The 21,934-nt window shown below is 53.5% G+C and carries 17 protein-coding genes; 15 read left to right on the forward strand and 2 right to left on the reverse strand.

Going from position 1 to position 21,934, the window contains the following annotated elements:
* The 7 genes from ABLV52_RS01525 to ugd form a co-directional block, all read left to right on the forward strand.
* The coding region (locus tag ABLV52_RS01525; RefSeq protein ID WP_211702190.1) for a cupin domain-containing protein at positions 1-464 on the forward strand (464 nt) is incomplete at its 5' end.
* A gap of 23 nt (positions 465-487) precedes the next feature.
* A complete protein-coding gene (gene rfbK / locus ABLV52_RS01530) occupies positions 488-1,858 on the forward strand; it encodes an O9 family phosphomannomutase RfbK (RefSeq protein ID WP_152842295.1) in 1,371 nt (456 codons plus the stop codon).
* 157 nt (positions 1,859-2,015) lie between these two features.
* Positions 2,016-3,080, forward strand: coding sequence for a dTDP-glucose 4,6-dehydratase (rfbB, locus tag ABLV52_RS01535; protein WP_139596809.1), 1,065 nt, complete (start codon positions 2,016-2,018; stop codon positions 3,078-3,080).
* A 13-nt stretch (positions 3,081-3,093) separates the two neighbouring features.
* Positions 3,094-3,963, forward strand: coding sequence for a glucose-1-phosphate thymidylyltransferase RfbA (gene rfbA / locus ABLV52_RS01540; RefSeq protein ID WP_117133296.1), 870 nt, complete (start codon positions 3,094-3,096; stop codon positions 3,961-3,963).
* Between the two features lie 31 nt (positions 3,964-3,994).
* Positions 3,995-4,885, forward strand: a complete 891-nt coding sequence (rfbD, locus tag ABLV52_RS01545; protein ID WP_348889925.1) for a dTDP-4-dehydrorhamnose reductase — start codon at positions 3,995-3,997, stop codon at positions 4,883-4,885.
* 14 nt (positions 4,886-4,899) lie between these two features.
* Positions 4,900-5,454, forward strand: a complete 555-nt coding sequence (gene rfbC, locus ABLV52_RS01550) for a dTDP-4-dehydrorhamnose 3,5-epimerase (RefSeq protein WP_348889926.1) — start codon at positions 4,900-4,902, stop codon at positions 5,452-5,454.
* Positions 5,455-5,634: 180 nt separating this feature from the next.
* Entirely contained in the window at positions 5,635-6,801 is a 1,167-nt protein-coding gene (gene ugd / locus ABLV52_RS01555; RefSeq protein WP_171878805.1) for a UDP-glucose 6-dehydrogenase, read from the forward strand.
* A gap of 422 nt (positions 6,802-7,223) precedes the next feature.
* Here the strand turns inward: ugd and ABLV52_RS01560 are convergent, their stop codons facing one another.
* Positions 7,224-7,346: a small membrane protein gene (locus ABLV52_RS01560; protein WP_000429184.1), complete on the reverse strand. Its 123-nt coding sequence runs from the start codon at positions 7,344-7,346 to the stop codon at positions 7,224-7,226.
* Positions 7,347-7,750: 404 nt separating this feature from the next.
* Entirely contained in the window at positions 7,751-8,755 is a 1,005-nt protein-coding gene (locus ABLV52_RS01565; RefSeq protein WP_348889927.1) for an NAD-dependent epimerase, read from the reverse strand.
* Positions 8,756-9,831: 1,076 nt separating this feature from the next.
* Here ABLV52_RS01565 and ABLV52_RS01570 point away from each other — a divergent pair.
* The 8 genes from ABLV52_RS01570 to wbdC all read left to right on the forward strand — a co-directional run bounded on the left by ABLV52_RS01570 (position 9,832) and on the right by wbdC (position 21,916).
* Positions 9,832-11,247, forward strand: coding sequence for a mannose-1-phosphate guanylyltransferase/mannose-6-phosphate isomerase (locus ABLV52_RS01570; protein ID WP_064154354.1), 1,416 nt, complete (start codon positions 9,832-9,834; stop codon positions 11,245-11,247).
* 23 nt (positions 11,248-11,270) lie between these two features.
* Positions 11,271-12,647, forward strand: a complete 1,377-nt coding sequence (gene rfbK, locus ABLV52_RS01575) for an O9 family phosphomannomutase RfbK (protein WP_032731030.1) — start codon at positions 11,271-11,273, stop codon at positions 12,645-12,647.
* Between the two features lies 1 nt (position 12,648).
* Positions 12,649-13,443 (forward strand): O8 family O-antigen export ABC transporter permease subunit, encoded by a 795-nt coding sequence (gene wzm, locus ABLV52_RS01580; protein WP_008804106.1) that lies wholly within the window; start codon positions 12,649-12,651, stop codon positions 13,441-13,443.
* Complete coding sequence (gene wzt, locus ABLV52_RS01585) at positions 13,443-14,657, forward strand: O8 family O-antigen export ABC transporter ATP-binding subunit (RefSeq protein WP_348889928.1); 1,215 nt, start codon at positions 13,443-13,445, stop codon at positions 14,655-14,657. Before wzm ends, wzt begins: the two co-directional genes overlap by 1 nt.
* Entirely contained in the window at positions 14,657-15,934 is a 1,278-nt protein-coding gene (locus ABLV52_RS01590; protein WP_072422142.1) for a class I SAM-dependent methyltransferase, read from the forward strand. The genes wzt and ABLV52_RS01590 overlap by 1 nt, the downstream gene beginning before the upstream one ends.
* A gap of 2 nt (positions 15,935-15,936) precedes the next feature.
* Positions 15,937-19,578 (forward strand): glycosyltransferase, encoded by a 3,642-nt coding sequence (locus tag ABLV52_RS01595; RefSeq protein WP_348889929.1) that lies wholly within the window; start codon positions 15,937-15,939, stop codon positions 19,576-19,578.
* Between the two features lie 67 nt (positions 19,579-19,645).
* The gene (locus ABLV52_RS01600; RefSeq protein ID WP_008804110.1) at positions 19,646-20,791 is read left to right on the forward strand and encodes a glycosyltransferase family 1 protein; all 1,146 of its coding nucleotides are present in this window, start codon (positions 19,646-19,648) and stop codon (positions 20,789-20,791) included.
* 9 nt (positions 20,792-20,800) lie between these two features.
* Positions 20,801-21,916: an N-acetyl-alpha-D-glucosaminyl-diphospho-ditrans,octacis-undecaprenol 3-alpha-mannosyltransferase WbdC gene (wbdC, locus tag ABLV52_RS01605; RefSeq protein ID WP_087824172.1), complete on the forward strand. Its 1,116-nt coding sequence runs from the start codon at positions 20,801-20,803 to the stop codon at positions 21,914-21,916.
* Positions 21,917-21,934 lie beyond the last annotated feature (18 nt).

Raw genomic sequence — 21,934 nt, forward strand, 5'->3', positions numbered from 1 at the left:
TGGAGAACCTGGTGATTGTCAGCACCAAGGACGCCGTGCTGGTGATGAACCGCGAACGTTCCCAGGACGTGAAGAAGGCGGTCGAGTTCCTCAAGCAGAACCAGCGCAGCGAATACAAGCGCCACCGCGAGATTTACCGTCCCTGGGGCCGCTGCGACGTGGTGGTCCAGACCCCGCGCTTCAACGTCAACCGTATCACGGTGAAACCGGGCGGCGCCTTCTCGATGCAGATGCACCACCACCGCGCCGAGCACTGGGTCATTCTCGCCGGCACCGGTCAGGTGACGGTCAACGGCAAGCAGTTCCTGCTGACCGAGAACCAGTCCACCTTTATTCCGATTGGCGCCGAGCACAGCCTGGAAAACCCGGGCCGCATTCCGCTGGAAGTGCTGGAGATCCAGTCGGGGTCGTACCTCGGCGAGGACGACATTATTCGTATTAAAGACCAGTATGGTCGTTGCTAATTTTTTTCGGGACAAAATGCAGAATGACACAGTTAACATGCTTTAAGGCTTATGACATCCGTGGTGAACTGGGCGAGGAGCTGAACGAGGACATCGCCTACCGTATCGGCCGCGCCTACGGCGAGTTTCTGAAACCCGGGAAGATAGTGGTGGGGGGCGATGTGCGCCTCACCAGCGAATCGCTGAAGCTGGCGCTGGCCCGCGGGCTGATGGACGCCGGCACCGACGTGCTGGATATCGGCCTGAGCGGTACCGAAGAGATTTACTTCGCCACCTTCCACCTCGGGGTGGACGGCGGTATCGAGGTGACGGCCAGCCACAACCCGATGAACTACAACGGCATGAAGCTGGTGCGCGAGAACGCGAAGCCCATCAGCGGCGACACCGGCCTGCGTGACATCCAGCGCCTGGCGGAGGAAAACCAGTTCCCGCCGGTGGACCCGGCGCGTCGCGGGACCCTGCGCCAGATTTCGGTGCTGAAGGAGTACGTTGACCACCTGATGGGCTACGTGGACCTGGCGAACTTCACCCGTCCGCTGAAGCTGGTGGTGAACTCCGGCAACGGGGCGGCGGGGCACGTGATTGATGAGGTGGAGAAACGCTTTGCGGCGGCCGGGGCGCCGGTGACCTTTATCAAGGTGCATCACCAGCCGGACGGCCATTTCCCGAACGGTATCCCGAACCCGCTGCTGCCGGAGTGCCGCCAGGACACCGCCGACGCGGTGCGTGCGCATCAGGCAGACATGGGGATCGCCTTTGACGGCGACTTCGACCGCTGCTTCCTGTTCGATGACGAGGCGTCGTTTATCGAGGGATACTACATTGTCGGCCTGCTGGCGGAAGCGTTCCTGCAGAAGCAGCCGGGGGCGAAAATCATTCACGACCCGCGCCTGACGTGGAACACGGTGGACATCGTGACCCGCAGCGGCGGGCAGCCGGTGATGTCGAAGACGGGGCATGCGTTCATCAAGGAGCGGATGCGCCAGGAAGACGCCATCTACGGCGGGGAGATGAGCGCGCACCACTACTTCCGCGACTTCGCCTACTGCGACAGCGGGATGATCCCGTGGCTGCTGGTGGCGGAGCTGCTGTGCCTGAAGAACAGCTCGCTGAAATCGCTGGTGGAGGACCGCCAGGCGGCGTTCCCGGCGTCGGGGGAGATCAACCGCAAGCTGGGTAATGCGGCGGAGGCGATCGCGCGCATCCGGGCGCAGTATGAGCCGGCGGCCGCACACATCGACACAACGGACGGTATCAGTATTGAATACCCTGAGTGGCGCTTTAACCTGCGCACATCCAACACGGAGCCGGTGGTGCGCCTGAACGTTGAGTCCAGAGCAGATTCTGGTCTGATGGAGAGTAAAACTAAAGAAATACTCAATCTCCTGTCATAAGATGTTCAAAAATTAACGAGAAATATGCGAGTATCATTAAATACACTGGTTATATTTTAATATCCAAATGCTCATTAATTCTCATGTCTATAATTGAAAGGGCATAAAAAAGTGTTATGCCCTTTTTATCTACGAAACTATTTCGGATAAGATTATTATGAAGATTCTTGTAACTGGTGGAGCGGGTTTTATTGGTTCTGCTGTAGTTCGTCATATCATTGAAAATACCCTGGATGAAGTCCGCGTGATGGACTGCCTGACCTACGCCGGCAACCTCGAATCCCTGGCGCCGGTGGCCGGGAGCGACCGCTACTCATTCTCCCAGACCGATATCACGGATGCTGCTGCTGTGGCGTCCCAGTTCAGCGAGTTCCGCCCGGATATCGTGATGCACCTGGCGGCAGAAAGCCATGTAGACCGTTCCATTGATGGCCCGGCTGCTTTTATCCAGACCAATGTGATCGGTACCTTCACTCTGCTGGAGGCGGCCCGTCACTACTGGTCCGGCCTTGGGGAAGCGCAGAAGCTGGCTTTCCGCTTCCACCATATCTCCACCGATGAAGTGTACGGCGACCTGCACGGCACCGATGACCTGTTCACCGAAGAAACCCCGTACGCGCCGAGCAGCCCGTACTCCGCCTCTAAAGCGGGGAGCGACCATCTGGTTCGCGCCTGGAACCGCACCTACGGCCTGCCGGTGGTGGTGACCAACTGTTCCAATAACTATGGTCCGTATCACTTCCCGGAAAAACTCATCCCACTGACCATTCTCAACGCCCTGGCGGGTAAACCCCTGCCGGTATATGGCAACGGGGAGCAGATCCGTGACTGGCTGTATGTTGAGGACCATGCCCGTGCACTGTACAAAGTGGCGACCGAAGGCAAAAGCGGCGAGACCTACAATATCGGCGGTCATAACGAGCGTAAAAATATCGATGTGGTGCGCACCATCTGCGCCATTCTCGACAAGGTGGTGGCGCAGAAGCCGGGCAACATCGCCCACTTTGCTGACCTGATCACTTTTGTCACCGACCGTCCGGGACACGACCTGCGCTACGCCATTGATGCCGCAAAAATTCAGCGCGATCTGGGGTGGGTACCGCAGGAAACGTTCGAGAGCGGGATTGAGAAAACCGTGCACTGGTACCTGAACAACCAGACCTGGTGGCAGCGCGTGCTGGACGGCTCCTATGCCGGCGAGCGTCTGGGTCTGAATAACTAATAAGGAAGTAAAGATGAAAGGTATTGTTCTGGCCGGCGGCTCCGGCACGCGTTTATATCCCATCACTCAGGGCGTCTCCAAGCAGCTGCTGCCTATCTACGACAAGCCGATGATTTTCTACCCGGTGTCTGTCCTGATGCTGGCGGGCATTCGCGATATTCTTATCATCTCCACGCCGGACGATATGCCTTCCTTCCAGCGCCTGCTGGGTGACGGGTCGCAGTTCGGGGTGAACTTCAGCTACGCCGTCCAGCCGTCACCAGACGGCCTGGCGCAGGCCTTTATCATTGGCGAGAAGTTTATCGGCAACGATGCCTGCGCCCTGGTGCTGGGGGATAATATCTACTTTGGCCAGAGCTTCGGTAAAAAGCTGGAAGCGGCGGCGGCGAAGACCTCCGGTGCCACGGTATTTGGTTACCAGGTGCTGGATCCGGAGCGCTTCGGGGTGGTGGAGTTTGATGAGAACTTTAAGGCGCTGTCCATCGAGGAGAAACCGCTGAAACCGAAATCCGACTGGGCGGTGACCGGGCTCTACTTCTACGACAACAACGTGGTGGAGATGGCGAAGGATGTGAAGCCTTCCGAGCGCGGGGAGCTCGAGATTACTACCCTGAACCAGATGTATCTGGAACGCGGCGATTTGCAGGTGGAGCTGCTGGGGCGCGGTTTTGCCTGGCTTGATACGGGCACTCATGACAGCCTGATGGAAGCTTCACAGTTTATTCACACCATTGAGAAGCGCCAGGGGATGAAGGTCGCCTGCCTGGAAGAGATTGGTTACCGCAATCAGTGGCTGTCGGCGGAAGGGGTGGCGGTTCAGGCCGAACGCCTGAAGAAAACCGAGTACGGTGCTTATCTGAAGCGCCTGCTGAACGAGCGTTAATGCTTTCTCCGTCAACCACAGGATACAGAGAATGAAGATTTTACTGATTGGCAAGAATGGCCAGGTGGGCTGGGAGCTGCAGCGCTCCCTATCTACCCTTGGTGATGTGGTCGCGGTGGACTATTTTGACAAAGAGCTGTGCGGCGACCTGACGAATCTGGAAGGCATCGCGCAGACCGTGCGTACCGTCCGCCCGGACGTGGTGGTGAATGCCGCCGCGCACACGGCGGTGGACAAGGCCGAAAGCGAGCGGGAACTCTCCGACCTGCTGAACGACAAAGGGGTGGCGGTGCTGGCGGAAGAGTCGGCGAAGCTGGGGGCCCTGATGGTGCATTATTCCACGGATTATGTGTTCGACGGCGCCGGCAGCCATTATCGCCGGGAAGATGAGGCAACCGGCCCGCTGAACGTCTACGGTGAAACCAAACGCGCCGGTGAACTGGCGCTGGAGCAGGGCAACCCGCGTCACCTGATTTTCCGTACCAGCTGGGTGTATGCCACCCGCGGCGCCAACTTTGCCAAAACCATGCTCCGCCTGGCGGGGGAGAAAGAGACCCTTTCCATCATTGATGACCAGCACGGGGCGCCCACCGGCGCTGAGCTGCTGGCAGACTGCACGGCGACGGCAATCCGTGAAACGCTGCGTAATCCGGCCCTGGCCGGTACCTATCATCTGGTGGCCAGCGGCGAGACCAGCTGGTGCGACTACGCCCGCTATGTGTTTGAGGTGGCGAGAACCCATGGTGCCGAGCTGGCGGTTCAGGAAGTGAAGGGCATTCCGACGACGGCCTATCCGACGCCGGCGAAGCGTCCGCTCAACTCGCGCCTGTCGAATGAAAAATTCCAGCAGGCATTTGGGGTGACTCTCCCGGACTGGCGTCAGGGTGTGGCTCGCGTGGTAACGGAAGTTCTGGGCAAATAAACGGTTAGCAAAAGATGAACATTATTAAAACAGATATTCCTGACGTGCTGATTTTTGAACCGCGCGTGTTTGGTGATGCGCGAGGCTTCTTCTTTGAGAGCTTCAGCAGCAAGGTGTTTAATGAGGCGGTGGGCCGCCAGGTGAATTTCGTCCAGGACAACCACTCCCAGTCCCAGAAAGGCGTATTGCGCGGGCTGCACTATCAGTTGGATCCGCACGCTCAGGGCAAACTGGTCCGCTGCGTGGAAGGCGAGGTATTTGACGTGGCGGTGGATATCCGTCGTTCATCGCCAACCTTTGGCAAATGGGTAGGAGCGGTGCTCAGCGCAGAGAATAAACGTCAGTTGTGGATCCCGGAAGGGTTCGCCCACGGGTTTATGGCGCTGAGCGAAACGGTGCAGTTTGTCTACAAGGCAACGAACTACTACGCGCCGCAGTCAGAACGGAGCATCATCTGGAACGATCCGGAGATAGGGATTGACTGGCCGGCGCTGAGCGACTGCGCGCTGTCGCTGTCGGAGAAAGATCTGCAGGCACATACTCTGGTCACCGCGGAAGTATATAAATAATTAGGTTGTTTTTTCCTAAAATGGCGGGTTCCAGATGGAACTCGTCATGTTTATTCGTTTTCAAGCCGGGCCGACCGACCGGCTTGACTTACCTTCCTTCTCAGCGTAAAAACGCCCACAGTATTATTTAAATTCGTGGCTATCCGCCATTATCCAGTTAACTGATTAAAGTGTAATCTCATGAAAATTACTATTTCCGGTACAGGTTATGTTGGTTTATCGAACGGTATCCTAATTGCGCAAAACCACGAAGTGGTGGCCCTGGATATCGTACAGGCCAAAGTGGATATGCTTAACCAGAAGATCTCTCCGATTGTCGATAAAGAGATTCAGGAATATCTGGCAGAAAAGCCGTTAAATTTCCGTGCCACCACGGACAAGCACGACGCCTATCGTAATGCCGACTACGTGATCATTGCGACGCCGACTGACTACGATCCGAAAACCAACTACTTTAATACCTCAACGGTTGAAGCGGTTATTCGCGATGTCACCGAGATCAACCCGAATGCGGTGATGATCATTAAATCGACCATCCCGGTGGGTTTCACCCGCGACATCAAAGAACGTTTAGGGATTGATAATGTTATTTTCTCTCCTGAGTTCCTGCGTGAAGGCCGTGCGCTGTACGACAACCTGCACCCGTCGCGTATTGTCATCGGTGAGCGCTCTGCGCGTGCCGAACGTTTCGCAGATCTGCTGAAAGAAGGCGCGATCAAGCAGGATATCCCGACCCTGTTTACCGACTCCACTGAAGCGGAAGCGATCAAACTGTTCGCTAACACCTATCTGGCGCTGCGCGTTGCCTATTTCAACGAGCTCGACAGCTATGCTGAAAGCCAGGGGCTGAACAGCAAGCAGATTATTGAAGGGGTTTGCCTGGATCCGCGTATCGGCAACCACTACAACAACCCGTCCTTTGGCTACGGCGGCTACTGTCTGCCGAAAGACACCAAGCAGCTGCTGGCGAACTACGAATCGGTCCCGAACAACATCATCGCGGCTATCGTCGATGCCAACCGTACCCGTAAAGACTTTATCGCGGATTCTATTCTTGCCCGCAAGCCGAAAGTGGTGGGTGTGTATCGCCTGATCATGAAGAGCGGGTCAGACAACTTCCGTGCCTCTTCTATTCAGGGCATTATGAAGCGCATCAAGGCGAAAGGTATCCCGGTTATTATCTATGAACCGGTGATGCAGGAAGATGAGTTCTTCAACTCCCGCGTCGTGCGCAACCTGGATGCCTTCAAACAAGAGGCGGATGTGATCATTTCTAACCGTATGGCGGAAGAGCTGGCGGATGTCGCGGACAAGGTTTATACCCGCGATCTGTTTGGCAACGATTAATTCTGCCTGTCTGACACTGGCGGCTCCCCGCCGCCAGTATGCTTCTTTATCTCCCCGCTATATCCCTCACTGCGCGTATTTCTCGCACATTCAGATTAACCTCAATAAATTGTGATGGACATTACGATCCTGCTCAAAACCCGTTGCGGGTTGAAAACAGGTCCGATAAGTTAAACTTACCTTGTGAAGAGCTACCGTCACTGTGATGTAGATGCCGGAGATAAGCGCCGGGAGGTAAAACAAAGCCTGCAACGCAGGCTTTTGTTATTTATGCCCAAGGGAAATACGAGGAACAGAGCGCGAGTAACGTTATTTTTTCTTGCCTTAAGGCCACGCCAAAACGCAGAATGAACGGTCATTCTGTCATATCATTTTTTTATCTCTTAATATTATCTTAATCTAAATGCAATATGGAGCGAGTCTTACCACTTGCGTTTATTAAACGTCAGTTTTGTTTTCTTTCTGTCTTTCAGATATGAAATTAAAAAGAAAACAGACACAGCAAGTAGTATGGCAGCCACTACTAAGAAAAATAGGTTTTCCATAATATCTACCACAGCTTTTTGTTGGTTGAATCATTAGCATGTTAAGCAACACGTCAGCCCGGAAGCGCTGAATTGCGATCTCTAACATATCCTGTTCTTAAGAAAATTCCTACAGAAAGTAATGTCTTTTATTTATCAGGAGAAAATGCTGAAGGAGCCATTAAAAATAGTATTGAAAAGAGTGATAGCAGGGGACCGGGCTTAAAGTTGTTGGCTTTTTCGCTGGCGGGCAGATGAAACTGGTTTCAGCACCGTCGTTAAAACCAGTAAAAATTATTCTTTAGCACAAAAAAGTATAGCCTGTGCCAGGCTCGGGTAAAGAAATGAATGATAAAGGAAGACAATACGGGATGCTTATCCGTTGCCGCAATCAGCGGATTGCGGCAGGGCAGGGCAGAGACAGGTTAGATCTTATAGTAATCCTTATACCACTCCACGAAGTTCTTCACGCCTTCTTTCACTGATGTCTGTGGCTTAAAGCCCACCAGGTCATACAGCGGCTGGGTGTCTGCACTGGTGTCCAGCACATCGCCCGGCTGAATCGGCATCATATTCTTCTTCGCTTCCATCCCCAGGGCTTCTTCCAGGGCGGTGATATAATCCATCAGTTCCACCGGCGAGCTGTTGCCAATGTTATAGACCCGGTACGGCGCGGAGCTGGTGGCCGGGGAACCGCTCTCAACGGTCCAGTCGGCATTGGCCTGCGGGATCACATCCTGAACGCGCACCACCGCCTCGACGATATCGTCGATATAGGTGAAATCGCGCTTCATCTTGCCGTAGTTGTAAACGTCGATACTTTTCCCTGCCTGCATCGCTTTCGTGAACTTGAACAGCGCCATATCCGGGCGGCCCCACGGACCATAGACCGTAAAGAAGCGCAGCCCGGTGGTCGGGATGCCGTACAGATGGGAATAGGTATGCGCCATCAGCTCATTGGCTTTCTTGGTGGCGGCGTACAGGGAAACCGGATGATCGACGGAATCCTCCGTGGAGAACGGCATTTTGCGGTTAAGGCCGTAAACCGAACTGGAGGAGGCGTATACCAGGTGTTTCACTTTGGTATGGCGGCAGCCTTCCAGAATATTCAGGTACCCCATCAGGTTTGCGTCGGCGTAGGCATACGGGTTTTCCAGCGAATAGCGCACGCCGGCCTGGGCCGCCAGGTGGATCACGCGGTCAAACTGTTCTGCGGCGAACAGCGTCGCCATACCCTCACGGTCGGCAAGATCCAGCTGCTGGAAATGGAATGCCGGAGAGGACAGACGATCCAGACGGGCCTGCTTCAGGCTGACGTCATAGTAGTCGTTCATGTTGTCGATCCCGACAACGTCATGCCCTTCATTCAGCAGGCGCTGCGCGATATGAAAGCCGATAAAACCTGCGGCACCAGTGACCAAAAACTTCATATTTTTCCTCCGGGGTGTGGATATCCCGTTCTACATAAGAGCTGATTTTACACTGGCTTGCGGTTGGGATCACTTGCTTTGCCGCGTCTTATCCGCCAGGCGTGAAGTGAAGGGCGCTTTTTTCTGGCAAAATCGTGGTGGCAAAGGCTGATAAATAACAACGTTTCTCATTTGACTGTTAGCTGTCGAATAATAACCTTGTGACCTGTCAGCGGTTTAGCGATTCATGGCGCAATCATAAAGGTCGCCAATCCCCCCGGTATGGCGTAATTTTGTTTAAAGATATATTTTCGTCAGCGGATGATTTAGCAAATGGGCAAAATCTTTGTAGTGTTTCCTCTGGTTTTTTGATTAATATCAATGGATTAGATTGGTTTTGTTTGTTTAGTGAATGTTTATAATGTGTATTATTTGAGTAATCCATTAATCAGTAGGCTTTTTTATTTTTATTCCCCGCGACCAGCGCTATAATCTGCGGACGATTTTCTTTGTGGAATGTGCAGTGTAGAGCATGAGTCGTTTATCCCTCCTGTCGGAACAAAGCGCCGTCGCCATGTGCAAAAGGTCATCAAGCCTGGCCGCGCGTTGTCTCCCTGGCGGCGATAGCGATGTCTCTTCTTATCTTTCCCCGCATCGTGGACGCTCCTTTCTGACGCTTGCTGACACCGGCAGGCCGCCCGTTTCCCTTTCGTCGGTGGCGGAAAGCGCACGCGTGATACCCTGCGTAAATGAGAAAGTCCTGATGGTTAACCCGGCGGCAAATGCGGAAAGTGTGGGGCATTTCGCGGCCAGGTGAGGACAGATGCATATTAAAAGCAGAGATATGTCCCAGGACATATCTCTGCTTTTAGGTTTTCAGGACACCCGTTCCGTCAGGCTGGCTTTTCAGGCCGCTGAGTGAACGTTCTGCCGATAGCCTGAAGCGAAAGAGGGTGGCGTTTAGCCTGAAACACGGGAGCAGTACGCATTTTGGTTGCGACAGCCAATGGCGGTAGCGTGCCTGAAAAAGGCCATTCCACCCGACGGTCGATTGATTGATAGTAAAATAAAGCAATTATTTATTTAAGGATTTCATTATGTTACTTCCTGTAATTATGGCTGGTGGTACCGGCAGTCGTCTCTGGCCGATGTCTCGCGAGCTTTACCCGAAACAGTTCCTCCGGCTGTACGGGCAGAACTCCATGCTGCAGGAAACCATCACCCGACTCTCGGGCCTTGAAATCCATGAACCGATGGTCATCTGTAACGAAGAGCACCGCTTCCTGGTGGCCGAACAGCTGCGCCAGCTCAACAGGCTGTCCAACAACATTATTCTTGAGCCGGTCGGGCGCAACACCGCCCCGGCCATTGCTCTGGCGGCCCTTCAGGCCACCCGTCACGGTGACGACCCGCTGATGCTGGTCCTCGCCGCCGACCATATCATCAATAACCAGCCGGTCTTCCACGACGCCATCCGCGTCGCCGAGCAGTATGCCGATGAAGGCCACCTGGTCACCTTCGGTATCGTGCCGAACGCCCCGGAAACCGGCTACGGCTACATCCAGCGCGGCGTGGCCCTCACCGACAGCGCCCACACCCCGTACCAGGTGGCCCGCTTCGTGGAGAAGCCGGACCGCGAGCGCGCTGAGGCCTACCTCGCCTCCGGGGAGTACTACTGGAACAGCGGCATGTTTATGTTCCGCGCCAAAAAATACCTCTCCGAGCTGGCCAAATTCCGCCCGGATATCCTCGAAGCCTGTCAGGCCGCGGTCAATGCCGCCGACAACGGCAGCGACTTCATCAGCATCCCGCATGACATTTTCTGCGAGTGCCCGGACGAGTCCGTGGACTACGCGGTGATGGAGAAAACCGCCGACGCGGTGGTGGTCGGTCTCGATGCCGACTGGAGCGACGTCGGCTCCTGGTCCGCCCTGTGGGAGGTCAGCCCGAAAGACGAGCAGGGCAACGTCCTCAGCGGCGACGCGTGGGTGCACAACAGCGAAAACTGCTACATCAACAGCGACGAGAAGCTGGTGGCGGCCATCGGCGTGGAGAACCTGGTGATTGTCAGCACCAAGGACGCCGTGCTGGTGATGAACCGCGAGCGTTCCCAGGACGTGAAGAAGGCGGTCGAGTTCCTCAAGCAGAACCAGCGCAGCGAATACAAGCGCCACCGCGAGATTTACCGTCCCTGGGGCCGCTGCGACGTGGTGGTCCAGACCCCGCGCTTCAACGTCAACCGTATCACCGTGAAACCGGGCGGCGCCTTCTCGATGCAGATGCACCACCACCGCGCCGAGCACTGGGTCATTCTCGCCGGCACCGGCCAGGTGACGGTCAACGGCAAGCAGTTCCTGCTGACCGAGAACCAGTCCACCTTTATTCCGATTGGCGCCGAGCACAGCCTGGAAAACCCGGGCCGCATTCCGCTGGAAGTGCTGGAGATCCAGTCGGGGTCGTACCTCGGCGAGGACGACATTATTCGTATTAAAGACCAGTATGGTCGTTGCTAATTTTTTTCGGGACAAAACGCAGAATGACACAGTTAACATGCTTTAAGGCTTATGACATCCGTGGTGAACTGGGCGAGGAGCTGAACGAGGACATCGCCTACCGTATCGGCCGCGCCTACGGCGAATTTCTGAAACCCGGGAAGATAGTGGTGGGGGGCGATGTGCGCCTCACCAGCGAGTCGCTGAAGCTGGCGCTGGCCCGCGGGCTGATGGACGCCGGCACCGACGTGCTGGATATCGGCCTGAGCGGCACCGAGGAGATTTACTTCGCCACCTTCCACCTCGGGGTGGACGGCGGTATCGAGGTGACGGCGAGCCACAACCCGATGAACTACAACGGCATGAAGCTGGTGCGCGAGAACGCGAAGCCCATCAGCGGCGACACCGGCCTGCGGGATATCCAGCGCCTGGCGGAGGAAAACCAGTTCCCGCCGGTGGACCCGGCGCGTCGCGGCACCCTGCGCCAGATTTCGGTGCTGAAGGAGTACGTCGACCACCTGATGGGCTACGTGGACCTGGCGAACTTCACCCGTCCGCTGAAGCTGGTGGTGAACTCCGGCAACGGGGCGGCGGGGCACGTGATTGATGAGGTGGAGAAACGCTTCGCGGCGGCCGGGGCGCCGGTGACCTTTATCAAGGTGCATCACCAGCCGGACGGCCATTTCCCGAACGGTATCCCGAACCCGCTGCTGCCGGAGTGCCGCCAGGACACCGCCGACGCGGTGCGTGCGCATCAGGCGGACATGGGTATCGCCTTTGACGGCGACTTCGACCGCTGCTTCCTGTTCGATGACGAGGCGTCGTTTATCGAGGGGTATTACATTGTCGGCCTGCTGGCGGAAGCGTTCCTGCAGAAGCAGCCGGGGGCGAAAATCATTCACGACCCGCGCCTGACGTGGAACACGGTGGACATCGTGACCCGCAGCGGCGGGCAGCCGGTGATGTCGAAGACGGGGCATGCGTTCATCAAGGAGCGGATGCGCCAGGAAGACGCCATCTACGGCGGGGAGATGAGCGCGCACCACTACTTCCGCGACTTCGCCTACTGCGACAGCGGGATGATCCCGTGGCTGCTGGTGGCGGAGCTGCTGTGCCTGAAGAACAGCTCGCTGAAATCGCTGGTGGCGGACCGCCAGGCGGCGTTCCCGGCGTCGGGGGAGATCAACCGCAAGCTGGGAAATGCGGCGGAAGCGATCGCGCGCATCCGGGCGCAGTATGAGCCGGCGGCCGCACACATCGACACAACGGACGGTATCAGTATTGAATACCCTGAGTGGCGCTTTAACCTGCGCACATCCAACACGGAGCCGGTGGTGCGCCTGAACGTTGAGTCCAGAGCGGATACGGCGTTGATGAACGAGAAAACGACCGAGCTGTTACACCTGTTAAGCGGGGAATAAGGTGAGAGATTTACTTACGACGATTTATCGTTATCGGGGATTTATCTGGAGCAGTGTTAAGCGTGATTTTCAGGCACGCTATCAAACCAGTATGCTGGGCGCACTATGGCTCGTTTTACAACCGCTCTCTATGATTCTGGTCTATACTCTGGTTTTTTCCGAGGTGATGAAAGCCAGAATGCCCGATAATACCGGGCCGTTTGCATACAGTATTTATCTCTGCTCCGGGGTGCTGACCTGGGGATTATTTACAGAGATGCTGGATAAAGGGCAGAGCGTATTTATTAACAATGCCAATCTGATCAAAAAACTGAGTTTTCCGAAAATTTGTCTGCCGATCATCGTGACATTATCGGCAGTGCTTAATTTTGCGATTATCTTCAGCCTGTTCCTTATTTTTATCATTGTCACAGGTAACTTCCCTGGCTGGCTGTTTTTCTCGGTGATACCGGTTCTGCTTTTGCAGATCCTGTTTGCCGGTGGGCTGGGTATGATCCTCGGTGTGATGAACGTCTTTTTCCGGGATGTGGGGCAACTGGTTGGGGTTGCACTGCAATTTTGGTTTTGGTTCACTCCCATTGTTTACGTACTGAATTCATTACCAGCATGGGCAAAAAATCTGCTGCTCTATAACCCAATGACGCGGGTGATGCAATCTTATCAGTCCATCTTCGCCTACCATCAGGCGCCCAACTGGTATTCGCTATGGCCAGTATTGGCTCTTGCCATTATTTTCTGCGTCATCGGTTTCAGGATGTTCCGCAAGCATGCGGCGGATATGGTGGATGAATTATAATGAGTTACATCAGAGTAAAGAATGTCGGTAAGGCATATCGCCAGTATCACTCAAAGACCGGGAGACTGATCGAATGGTTATCCCCTCTGAATACTAAACGCCATAATCTTAAATGGATCCTCAGCGACATTAATTTCGAAGTCGCTCCGGGAGAGGCGGTTGGTATTATCGGTATCAACGGTGCGGGCAAGAGTACCCTGCTTAAACTCATTACCGGTACGTCCAGACCAACGACTGGAGAGATTGAAATCTCAGGCCGTGTCGCTGCATTACTCGAACTGGGTATGGGGTTTCATTCTGATTTCACTGGCCGACAGAACGTCTATATGTCTGGGCAACTGTTGGGGTTATCCTCAGAGAAAATTACTGAGTTGATGCCGCAAATTGAAGAATTTGCGGAGATTGGGGACTATATCGATCAACCTGTGCGCGTCTATTCCAGTGGTATGCAGGTTCGATTAGCTTTTAGCGTAGCGACCGCTATTCGCCCTGATGTGCTGATTATTGATGAAGCGTTATCCGTTGGGGATGCTTATTTCCAGCATAAAAGCTTTGAGCGTATCCGCAAATTTCGTAAGGAAGGGACCACGTTGTTGCTGGTATCCCACGATAAACAGGCGATCCAAAGCATTTGTGACCGGGCCATTTTGTTGAATAAAGGCCACATTGAGATGGAAGGCGAACCGGAAGCAGTGATGGATTATTACAATGCGCTTCTGGCCGATAAGCAAAATCAGTCCATTAAACAAGTTGAGCACAATGGTAAAACGCAAACTGTTTCAGGCACTGGTGAAGTGACTATCGCTGAGGTTCATCTTCTCGATGAACAGGGCAGTGTGACTGAATTTGCCTCAGTTGGACATCGTGTTAGCTTGCAGGTCAACGTTGAGGTCAAGGACGATATTCCTGAGCTAGTCGTCGGATATATGATTAAGGATCGACTAGGGCAGCCGATTTTTGGGACCAATACGCATCATCTTAAACAGACACTCACCTCCCTGAAAAAAGGAGAAAAGCGCTCGTTCTTATTCTCTTTCGATGCGAGATTGGGGGTTGGCTCCTATTCTGTCGCTGTCGCGTTGCATACTTCCAGTACGCACCTCGGCAAAAACTATGAATGGCGCGATCTGGCCGTGGTATTCAACGTCGTTAACACGGAACAACAAGAGTTTGTCGGCGTGTCCTGGTTGCCACCTGAACTGGAGATTTCTTAATGGGTTCGTCGTTTTATCGTTCATTTGAAGAACGACACAGAGGTTCGGTTGAAGATATCAAGAGCCGCCTGAGTTTTTATTTACCTTTTCTGTCACGTCTGAAGGAAATTTATCCTGATGGCGTGATTGCGGACATTGGTTGCGGGCGTGGCGAATGGCTGGAGATCCTGACGGAAAATGGCATTGCGAACATCGGCGTCGATCTCGATGATGGCATGCTGGCGCGCGCCAAGGAAGCCGGACTGAACGTGCAGAAAATGGATTGTCTGCAGTTTCTGCAAAATCAGGCGGATCAGAGCCTGATAGCGTTGACTGGTTTTCATATTGCTGAGCATTTACCTTTTGAGGTACTGCAGCAGCTCGTCATGCATACCTTGCGGGTGCTGAAACCTGGCGGTTTGCTGATCCTCGAAACGCCGAATCCTGAGAATGTGAGCGTCGGGACCTGTTCATTTTATATGGATCCAACGCATAATCACCCTCTGCCGCCACCACTGCTTGAGTTTTTACCTATTCATTATGGTTTTAACCGGGCAATTACTGTTCGTCTGCAGGAAAAAGAGGCTCTTAAATCCCCGGATGCTGCCGTCAATTTGATCGATGTACTAAAAGGGGTTAGCCCAGACTACAGCATCATTGCTCAGAAAGCCGCGCCTGAAGATATTCTTGAACGCTTTGAACCCCTGTTTACCCAACAGTACGGCCTGACGCTAGATGCCCTGAGCAACCGTTACGATGCGATTTTGCGCCAACAGTTTTCGTCCTTTGCCTCACAGCTGGAGACGTTAAACCGTACCTATACGCGTCAGATAAGCAAAATGTCGGAGACTATTCAGACGTTGCAAGGTCAGGTTGACGAACTGAATCATGTCATCGGTCAGAATCATCAGCTTCATCAGCAAATGGCGGACTTACATAACAGTCGTTCATGGCGTATCACTCAACCACTACGCTGGCTGTCTTTGCAACGTCAATTATTACGTCAGGAAGGGGCAAAGGTGAGAGCCCGTAGGGCGGCGAAAAAAATACTGCGCAAAGGGATGGCGCTCTCGCTGGTCTTTTTCCACCGCTATCCTAAGTCTAAGGTTTATCTGTTTAAGTTTCTGAGAAAAACTGGCTGCTACACACTGCTACAACGCTTGTTCCAGCGTGTCATGCTGGTGCACTCTGACACGATGATGATGCAGTCCAGAAGATATGATGTGGGTACTGAAGAAATGACAAGTCGCGCGTTGAGTATTTATAACGAATTAAAAAATAAAAATACGGAGAAATAACGATGCGTATTGTCATTGATTTACAAGGCGCGCAGACCGAAAGCCGCTTTCGTGGCATCGGTCGTTATAGTATCGCAATCGCCAGAGCCATAATCAGAAATAACAGCCAGCATGATATTTTCATCGCGCTATCGGCCATGCTGTATGAGTCGATTGCGGATGTTAAGGCGCATTTTGCCGATCTCCTGCCGGCTGAAAATATAGTCGTCTGGCATGCCGCAGGCCCGGTGCGTGCGATGGACCAAGGTAATGAATGGCGTCGGGAGAGTGCGGAACTGATTCGGGAAGCTTTTCTTGAATCATTGCGTCCAGATGTCGTTTTCATTACGAGCTTATTTGAAGGTCATGTCGACGATGCGGCCACATCGGTACACAAATTTAGTCGGCAGTATAAAGTAGCCGTACTGCACCACGATCTTATCCCCCTGGTGCAGGCGGAGACCTATCTCCTGGACGATGTATTCAAACCCTACTATTTACAGAAAGTTGAATGGTTAAAAAACGCTGACCTTTTATTGACCAACTCTGCGTATACTGCCCAGGAAGCGATCGAGCATCTGCATTTGCAGGGCGATCATGTACAGAATATTGCAGCCGCAGCCGATCCTCAGTTTTGTATGGCGGAGGTGACTACGAGCGAAAAAGAGACGGTCCTTGGCCATTACGGTATTCAGCGCGAGTTCGTGTTGTATGCGCCTGGAGGATTTGACTCAAGGAAAAACTTTAAGCGGTTAATCGAGGCTTATGCCGGGCTCAGTGATGCCTTACGTCGCACTCACCAACTGGTTATCGTCAGTAAGCTTTCCATTGGTGATCGTCAGTATCTGGAATCCCTGGCGTCAGGTAATGGTTTACAGCAGGGCGAACTGGTACTGACTGGTTATGTGCCGGAACATGAGCTGATCCAGCTCTATCGCCTGTGTAAACTGTTCATCTTTGCTTCGCTACATGAAGGTTTTGGGCTACCTGTTCTGGAAGCAATGTCGTGCGGTGCGCCGGCCATTGGCTCAAATGTCACCAGTATTCCTGAAGTCATCGGTAATCCTGAAGCATTATTCGACCCGTATTCTGTTTCTTCCATTCGGGATAAGATCGCGCAATGTTTGACTGATAATGTATTCCTGGCGCATCTGAAAGAAATGGCGCAGCAGCAAGCGCGTAATTTCTCTTGGGATAAAGCAGCGGTGACTGCTCTGGAAGCTTTCGAGAAGATTGCGTCAGAAGACTCCGGCATCGCGCAGGCTTTGCCTGAGGCATTGATTCAGAAGATCCTTGCTATCTCTCATGGGCAACCAGATGAGCGCGATCTACGCTTGTGCGCAACGGCCATTGATTACAATCTGAAGACGGCAGAACTTTATCAAATTGACGATAAGGCGCTGACCTGGCGAGTGGAAGGTCCATTCGATAGCTCATATAGTCTGGCGCTGGTCAACCGGGAATTTGCCCGGGCGCTCTCAGCTGATGGCGTAGAGGTGTTATTGCACTCCACTGAAGGACCGGGTGATTTTGCGCCGGATGCCTCGTTTATGGCACAGCCGGAAAATAGCGATCTCTTGGCATTTTATAATCAATGCCGTACTCGCAAGAGTAACGAAAAGATAGATATTCTTAGCAGAAATATCTATCCACCGCGGGTCTCCGAAATGGATGCCAAAGTAAAACTCCTTCACTGTTATGCCTGGGAAGAAACGGGCTTTCCACAACCATGGATCAATGAATTTAACCGGGAACTTGACGGAGTGCTGTGTACTTCGGAACATGTTCGGAAAGTATTGATTGATAACGGGCTGAATGTGCCCGCATTCGTTGTTGGCAATGGCTGCGACCATTGGCTCAATACCCCAACCGAAACGACAAAAAATGTGGATGACGGAACCTTCCGTTTCCTCCATGTCTCTTCTTGTTTCCCACGCAAAGGGGTACAGGCAATGCTCCAGGCCTGGGGGAGGGCATTCACTCGTCGTGACAATGTCATCTTGATCATTAAGACGTTTAACAATCCGCATAATGAAATTGACGCATGGCTGGCTCACGCTCAGGCTCAATTCGCGGAATATCCCAAAGTTGAAGTGATCAAAGAGGATATGTCTGCCAGCCAGCTTAAGGGGCTTTATGAAAGCTGCGATGTTCTGGTTGCTCCAGGTTGCGCCGAAGGCTTTGGCTTACCTATCGCTGAAGCCATGCTGAGTGGGCTACCGGCCATCGTCACCAACTGGAGCGGGCAACTTGATTTTGTTAATTCACAAAATTCATGGCTGGTTGATTATCAGTTTACCCGGGTAAAAACGCACTTTGGTCTGTTTTCCTCAACCTGGGCCAGTGTGGACATTGACAACTTAACGGATGCGTTAAAAGCGGCAGCCTCGACGGATAAATCAGTGCTGCGTGGCATGGCCGATTCTGGGCGCGAGCTTATTCTGAAGCAGTTTACCTGGAAAGCAGTGGCCGATCGTTCTTGTCAGGCGGTCAAGACTCTGCGTGCGCATATTGATATTGCTCAGCATCGGGCGCGCATTGGCTGGTTGACAACATGGAACACAAAATGTGGAATCGCAACCTATTCCCAGCATCTGGTGGAGAGTGCACCGCATGGCGCGGATGTTGTTTTTGCTCCCCAGGTCAGTGCTGAAGATCTTGTATGTGCAGACGAAGAGTTTGTACTGCGCAACTGGATTGTAGGTAAAGAGAGCAACTATCTGGAAAACCTCCAGCCACAAATTGATGCTCTGCGACTCAATGTCATCGTGATCCAGTTCAATTATGGATTCTTTAATCATCGCGAACTGTCGGCCTTTATTCGTCGCCAGCATGACGCCGGTCGTTCAGTTGTCATGACGATGCACTCAACTGTGGATCCGCTGGAAAAAGAGCCGACCTGGAATTTCCGGCTTGCCGAAATGGCGGAGGCGCTGGCGCTTTGCGACCGGTTGTTGGTGCATTCGATTGCCGATATGAACCGCCTTAAAGATTTAGGCTTAACTGAGAATGTTGCTTTATTCCCGCACGGCGTAATCAACTACTCCGCAGCGAGCGTCGCGCGTCAACCGCAGGCTTTACCGTTAATTGCGAGCTATGGCTTCTGCTTACCGCATAAGGGCCTGATGGAGCTGGTCGAATCCGTCCATCGTCTCAAGCAAGCCGGCAAGCCGGTTCGTTTACGCCTGGTTAACGCGGAGTATCCGGTTGGAGAGTCACGCGATCTGGTGGCAGAGCTTAAATCGGCAGCTCAGCGGTTAGGTGTTACCGACCTCATTGAGATGCATAATGATTTCCTTCCGGATGCGGAAAGTTTGCGGCTGCTCTCAGAAGCCGATCTTCTGATTTTTGCTTATCAAAATACCGGGGAGTCAGCTAGCGGGGCGGTACGTTATGGTATGGCGACGCAAAAACCTGTCGCGGTAACGCCTCTGGCGATATTTGATGACTTGGACGATGCAGTCTTTAAATTTGATGGATGCAGCGTCGATGATATCAGTCAGGGGATTGACCGGATCCTGAATGCCATCCGTGAACAGGATGCTTGGGCGACCAGGACTCAACAACGTGCCGATGCATGGCGGGAACAACATGATTATCATGCTGTTTCACGTCGCCTGGTTAATATGTGTCAAGGCTTAGCTAAAGCTAAATATTTTAAATAAAAATATTCCCCCTTGTATTTTTTGCCTTTGAATACAAGGGGAGCTAGATGATGATGTGTCATTTATTATGAAAATTATTTTTGCTACTGAGCCAATTAAATACCCATTAACGGGCATCGGTCGGTATTCCCTGGAGCTGGTTAAGCGGCTGGCGGTCGCTCGCGAAATCGAAGAGCTGAAGCTGTTTCACGGCGCGTCGTTTATCGATCAGATCCCCCAGGTTGAGAATAAAAGCGATACCAAAGCCAGCAATCATGGTCGTCTGTCGGCGTTTCTGCGCCGCCAGCCGCTGCTGATTGAGGCGTATCGCCTGCTGCACCCGCGGCGCCAGGCATGGGCATTGCGCGACTATAAAGATTACATCTACCATGGTCCCAATTTTTATCTGCCGCATCGCCTGGAACGCGCTGTGACCACGTTTCATGACATCTCCATTTTTACCTGCCCGGAATATCATCCAAAAGATCGGGTTCGCTATATGGAGAAGTCCCTGCACGAGAGCCTCGATTCGGCAAAGCTGATCCTGACCGTCTCTGACTTCTCGCGCAGTGAAATCATCCGCCTGTTCAACTATCCGGCGGATCGGATCGTCACCACCAAGCTGGCCTGCAGCAGCGACTATATTCCGCGCAGCCCGGCGGAGTGCCTGCCGGTCCTGCAGAAATATCAGCTGGCGTGGCAGGGCTACGCGTTGTATATCGGCACCATGGAGCCGCGTAAAAATATCCGCGGTCTGCTGCAGGCCTATCAGCTGCTGCCGATGGAGACCCGCATGCGCTACCCGCTGATCCTCAGCGGTTATCGCGGCTGGGAAGACGATGTGCTGTGGCAGTTAGTCGAGCGCGGTACGCGGGAAGGGTGGATCCGTTACCTGGGCTATGTCCCGGATGAAGACCTGCCTTATCTGTACGCGGCGGCCAGAACCTTTGTTTATCCCTCCTTCTATGAGGGATTCGGTTTACCTATTCTTGAAGCGATGTCTTGCGGTGTGCCGGTAGTATGTTCCAATGTCACTTCTTTGCCTGAGGTGGTTGGCGATGCCGGCCTCGTTGCCGATCCTAATGATGTAGACGCGATTAGCGCGCATATTTTGCAGAGCCTGCAGGATGATAGCTGGCGGGAAATCGCCACCGCGCGCGGTCTTGCCCAGGCGAAACAGTTTTCGTGGGAGAACTGTACGACCCAGACCATTAACGCCTATAAATTACTCTAAGGGTGTCAGTTGAGAGTTCTACACGTCTATAAGACCTACTATCCCGATACCTACGGCGGTATTGAGCAGGTCATTTATCAGCTCAGTCAGGGCTGCGCCCGCCGGGGAATCGCAGCCGATGTATTTACTTTTAGCCCGGACAAAGAGACAGGACCTGTCGCCTACGAAGACCATCGGGTCATTTATAATAAGCAGCTTTTTGAAATTGCCTCCACGCCGTTTTCGCTGAGAGCGTTAAAGCGTTTTAAGCAGATTAAAGATGATTACGACATCATCAACTACCATTTTCCGTTTCCATTCATGGATATGTTGCATCTCTCGGCGCGGCCTGACGCCAGAACAGTGGTGACCTATCATTCTGATATTGTGAAACAAAAACGGTTGATGAAGCTTTACCAGCCGCTGCAGGAGCGATTCCTCGCCAGCGTAGACTGCATTGTCGCCTCGTCGCCCAACTACGTGGCCTCCAGCCAGACCCTGAAAAAATATCAGGATAAAACCGTGGTGATCCCGTTTGGTCTGGAGCAGCACGACGTGCAGCACGATCCGCAGCGGGTGACGCACTGGCGGGAAACCGTCGGCGATAACTTCTTCCTCTTCGTCGGCGCTTTCCGCTACTACAAAGGGCTGCACATTCTGCTGGATGCCGCCGAGCGTAGCCGGCTGCCGGTGGTGATTGTCGGGGGCGGGCCGCTGGAGGCGGAAGTGCGTCGTGAAGCGCAGCAGCGCGGGCTGAGCAATGTGGTATTTACCGGCATGCTCAACGACGAAGATAAATACATTCTCTTCCAGCTCTGCCGTGGCGTGGTCTTCCCCTCGCATCTGCGATCCGAGGCGTTTGGCATTACGTTACTGGAAGGCGCGCGCTTCGCCAGGCCGCTGATCTCCTGCGAGATCGGCACCGGGACCTCGTTCATTAACCAGGACAAAGTGAATGGCTGCGTGATCCCGCCGAATGACAGCCAGGCGCTGGTGGAGGCGATGAATGAGCTCTGGCATAACGATGAAACCGCCAGCCGCTATGGCGAAAACTCGCGTCGTCGGTTTGAAGAGATGTTTACTGCCGACCATATGATTGACGCTTACGTCAATCTCTACACTACGCTGCTGGAAAGCAAATCCTGAGGCCAGCTACCCCCGCCG

The sequence above is a fragment of the Klebsiella sp. GB_Kp056 genome, from assembly GCF_040064755.1.
In the GTDB taxonomy this organism is placed as follows: Bacteria; Pseudomonadota; Gammaproteobacteria; order Enterobacterales; family Enterobacteriaceae; genus Klebsiella; species Klebsiella quasipneumoniae.

What these genes read in the sequence shown, in the direction of transcription:
- ugd (WP_171878805.1), top strand. Translation starts at nt 5,635, where the DNA reads ATGAAAATTACTATTTCCGGTACAGGTTATGTTGGTTTATCGAACGGT.
- ABLV52_RS01590 (WP_072422142.1), top strand. Translation starts at nt 14,657, where the DNA reads ATGGGTTCGTCGTTTTATCGTTCATTTGAAGAACGACACAGAGGTTCG.
- rfbK (WP_152842295.1), top strand. Translation starts at nt 488, where the DNA reads ATGACACAGTTAACATGCTTTAAGGCTTATGACATCCGTGGTGAACTG.
- rfbK (WP_032731030.1), top strand. Translation starts at nt 11,271, where the DNA reads ATGACACAGTTAACATGCTTTAAGGCTTATGACATCCGTGGTGAACTG.
- ABLV52_RS01600 (WP_008804110.1), top strand. Translation starts at nt 19,646, where the DNA reads ATGAAAATTATTTTTGCTACTGAGCCAATTAAATACCCATTAACGGGC.
- rfbD (WP_348889925.1), top strand. Translation starts at nt 3,995, where the DNA reads ATGAAGATTTTACTGATTGGCAAGAATGGCCAGGTGGGCTGGGAGCTG.
- rfbC (WP_348889926.1), top strand. Translation starts at nt 4,900, where the DNA reads ATGAACATTATTAAAACAGATATTCCTGACGTGCTGATTTTTGAACCG.
- wzt (WP_348889928.1), top strand. Translation starts at nt 13,443, where the DNA reads ATGAGTTACATCAGAGTAAAGAATGTCGGTAAGGCATATCGCCAGTAT.
- rfbA (WP_117133296.1), top strand. Translation starts at nt 3,094, where the DNA reads ATGAAAGGTATTGTTCTGGCCGGCGGCTCCGGCACGCGTTTATATCCC.
- ABLV52_RS01560 (WP_000429184.1), bottom strand. Translation starts at nt 7,346, where the DNA reads ATGGAAAACCTATTTTTCTTAGTAGTGGCTGCCATACTACTTGCTGTG.
- ABLV52_RS01595 (WP_348889929.1), top strand. Translation starts at nt 15,937, where the DNA reads ATGCGTATTGTCATTGATTTACAAGGCGCGCAGACCGAAAGCCGCTTT.
- rfbB (WP_139596809.1), top strand. Translation starts at nt 2,016, where the DNA reads ATGAAGATTCTTGTAACTGGTGGAGCGGGTTTTATTGGTTCTGCTGTA.
- ABLV52_RS01565 (WP_348889927.1), bottom strand. Translation starts at nt 8,755, where the DNA reads ATGAAGTTTTTGGTCACTGGTGCCGCAGGTTTTATCGGCTTTCATATC.
- ABLV52_RS01570 (WP_064154354.1), top strand. Translation starts at nt 9,832, where the DNA reads ATGTTACTTCCTGTAATTATGGCTGGTGGTACCGGCAGTCGTCTCTGG.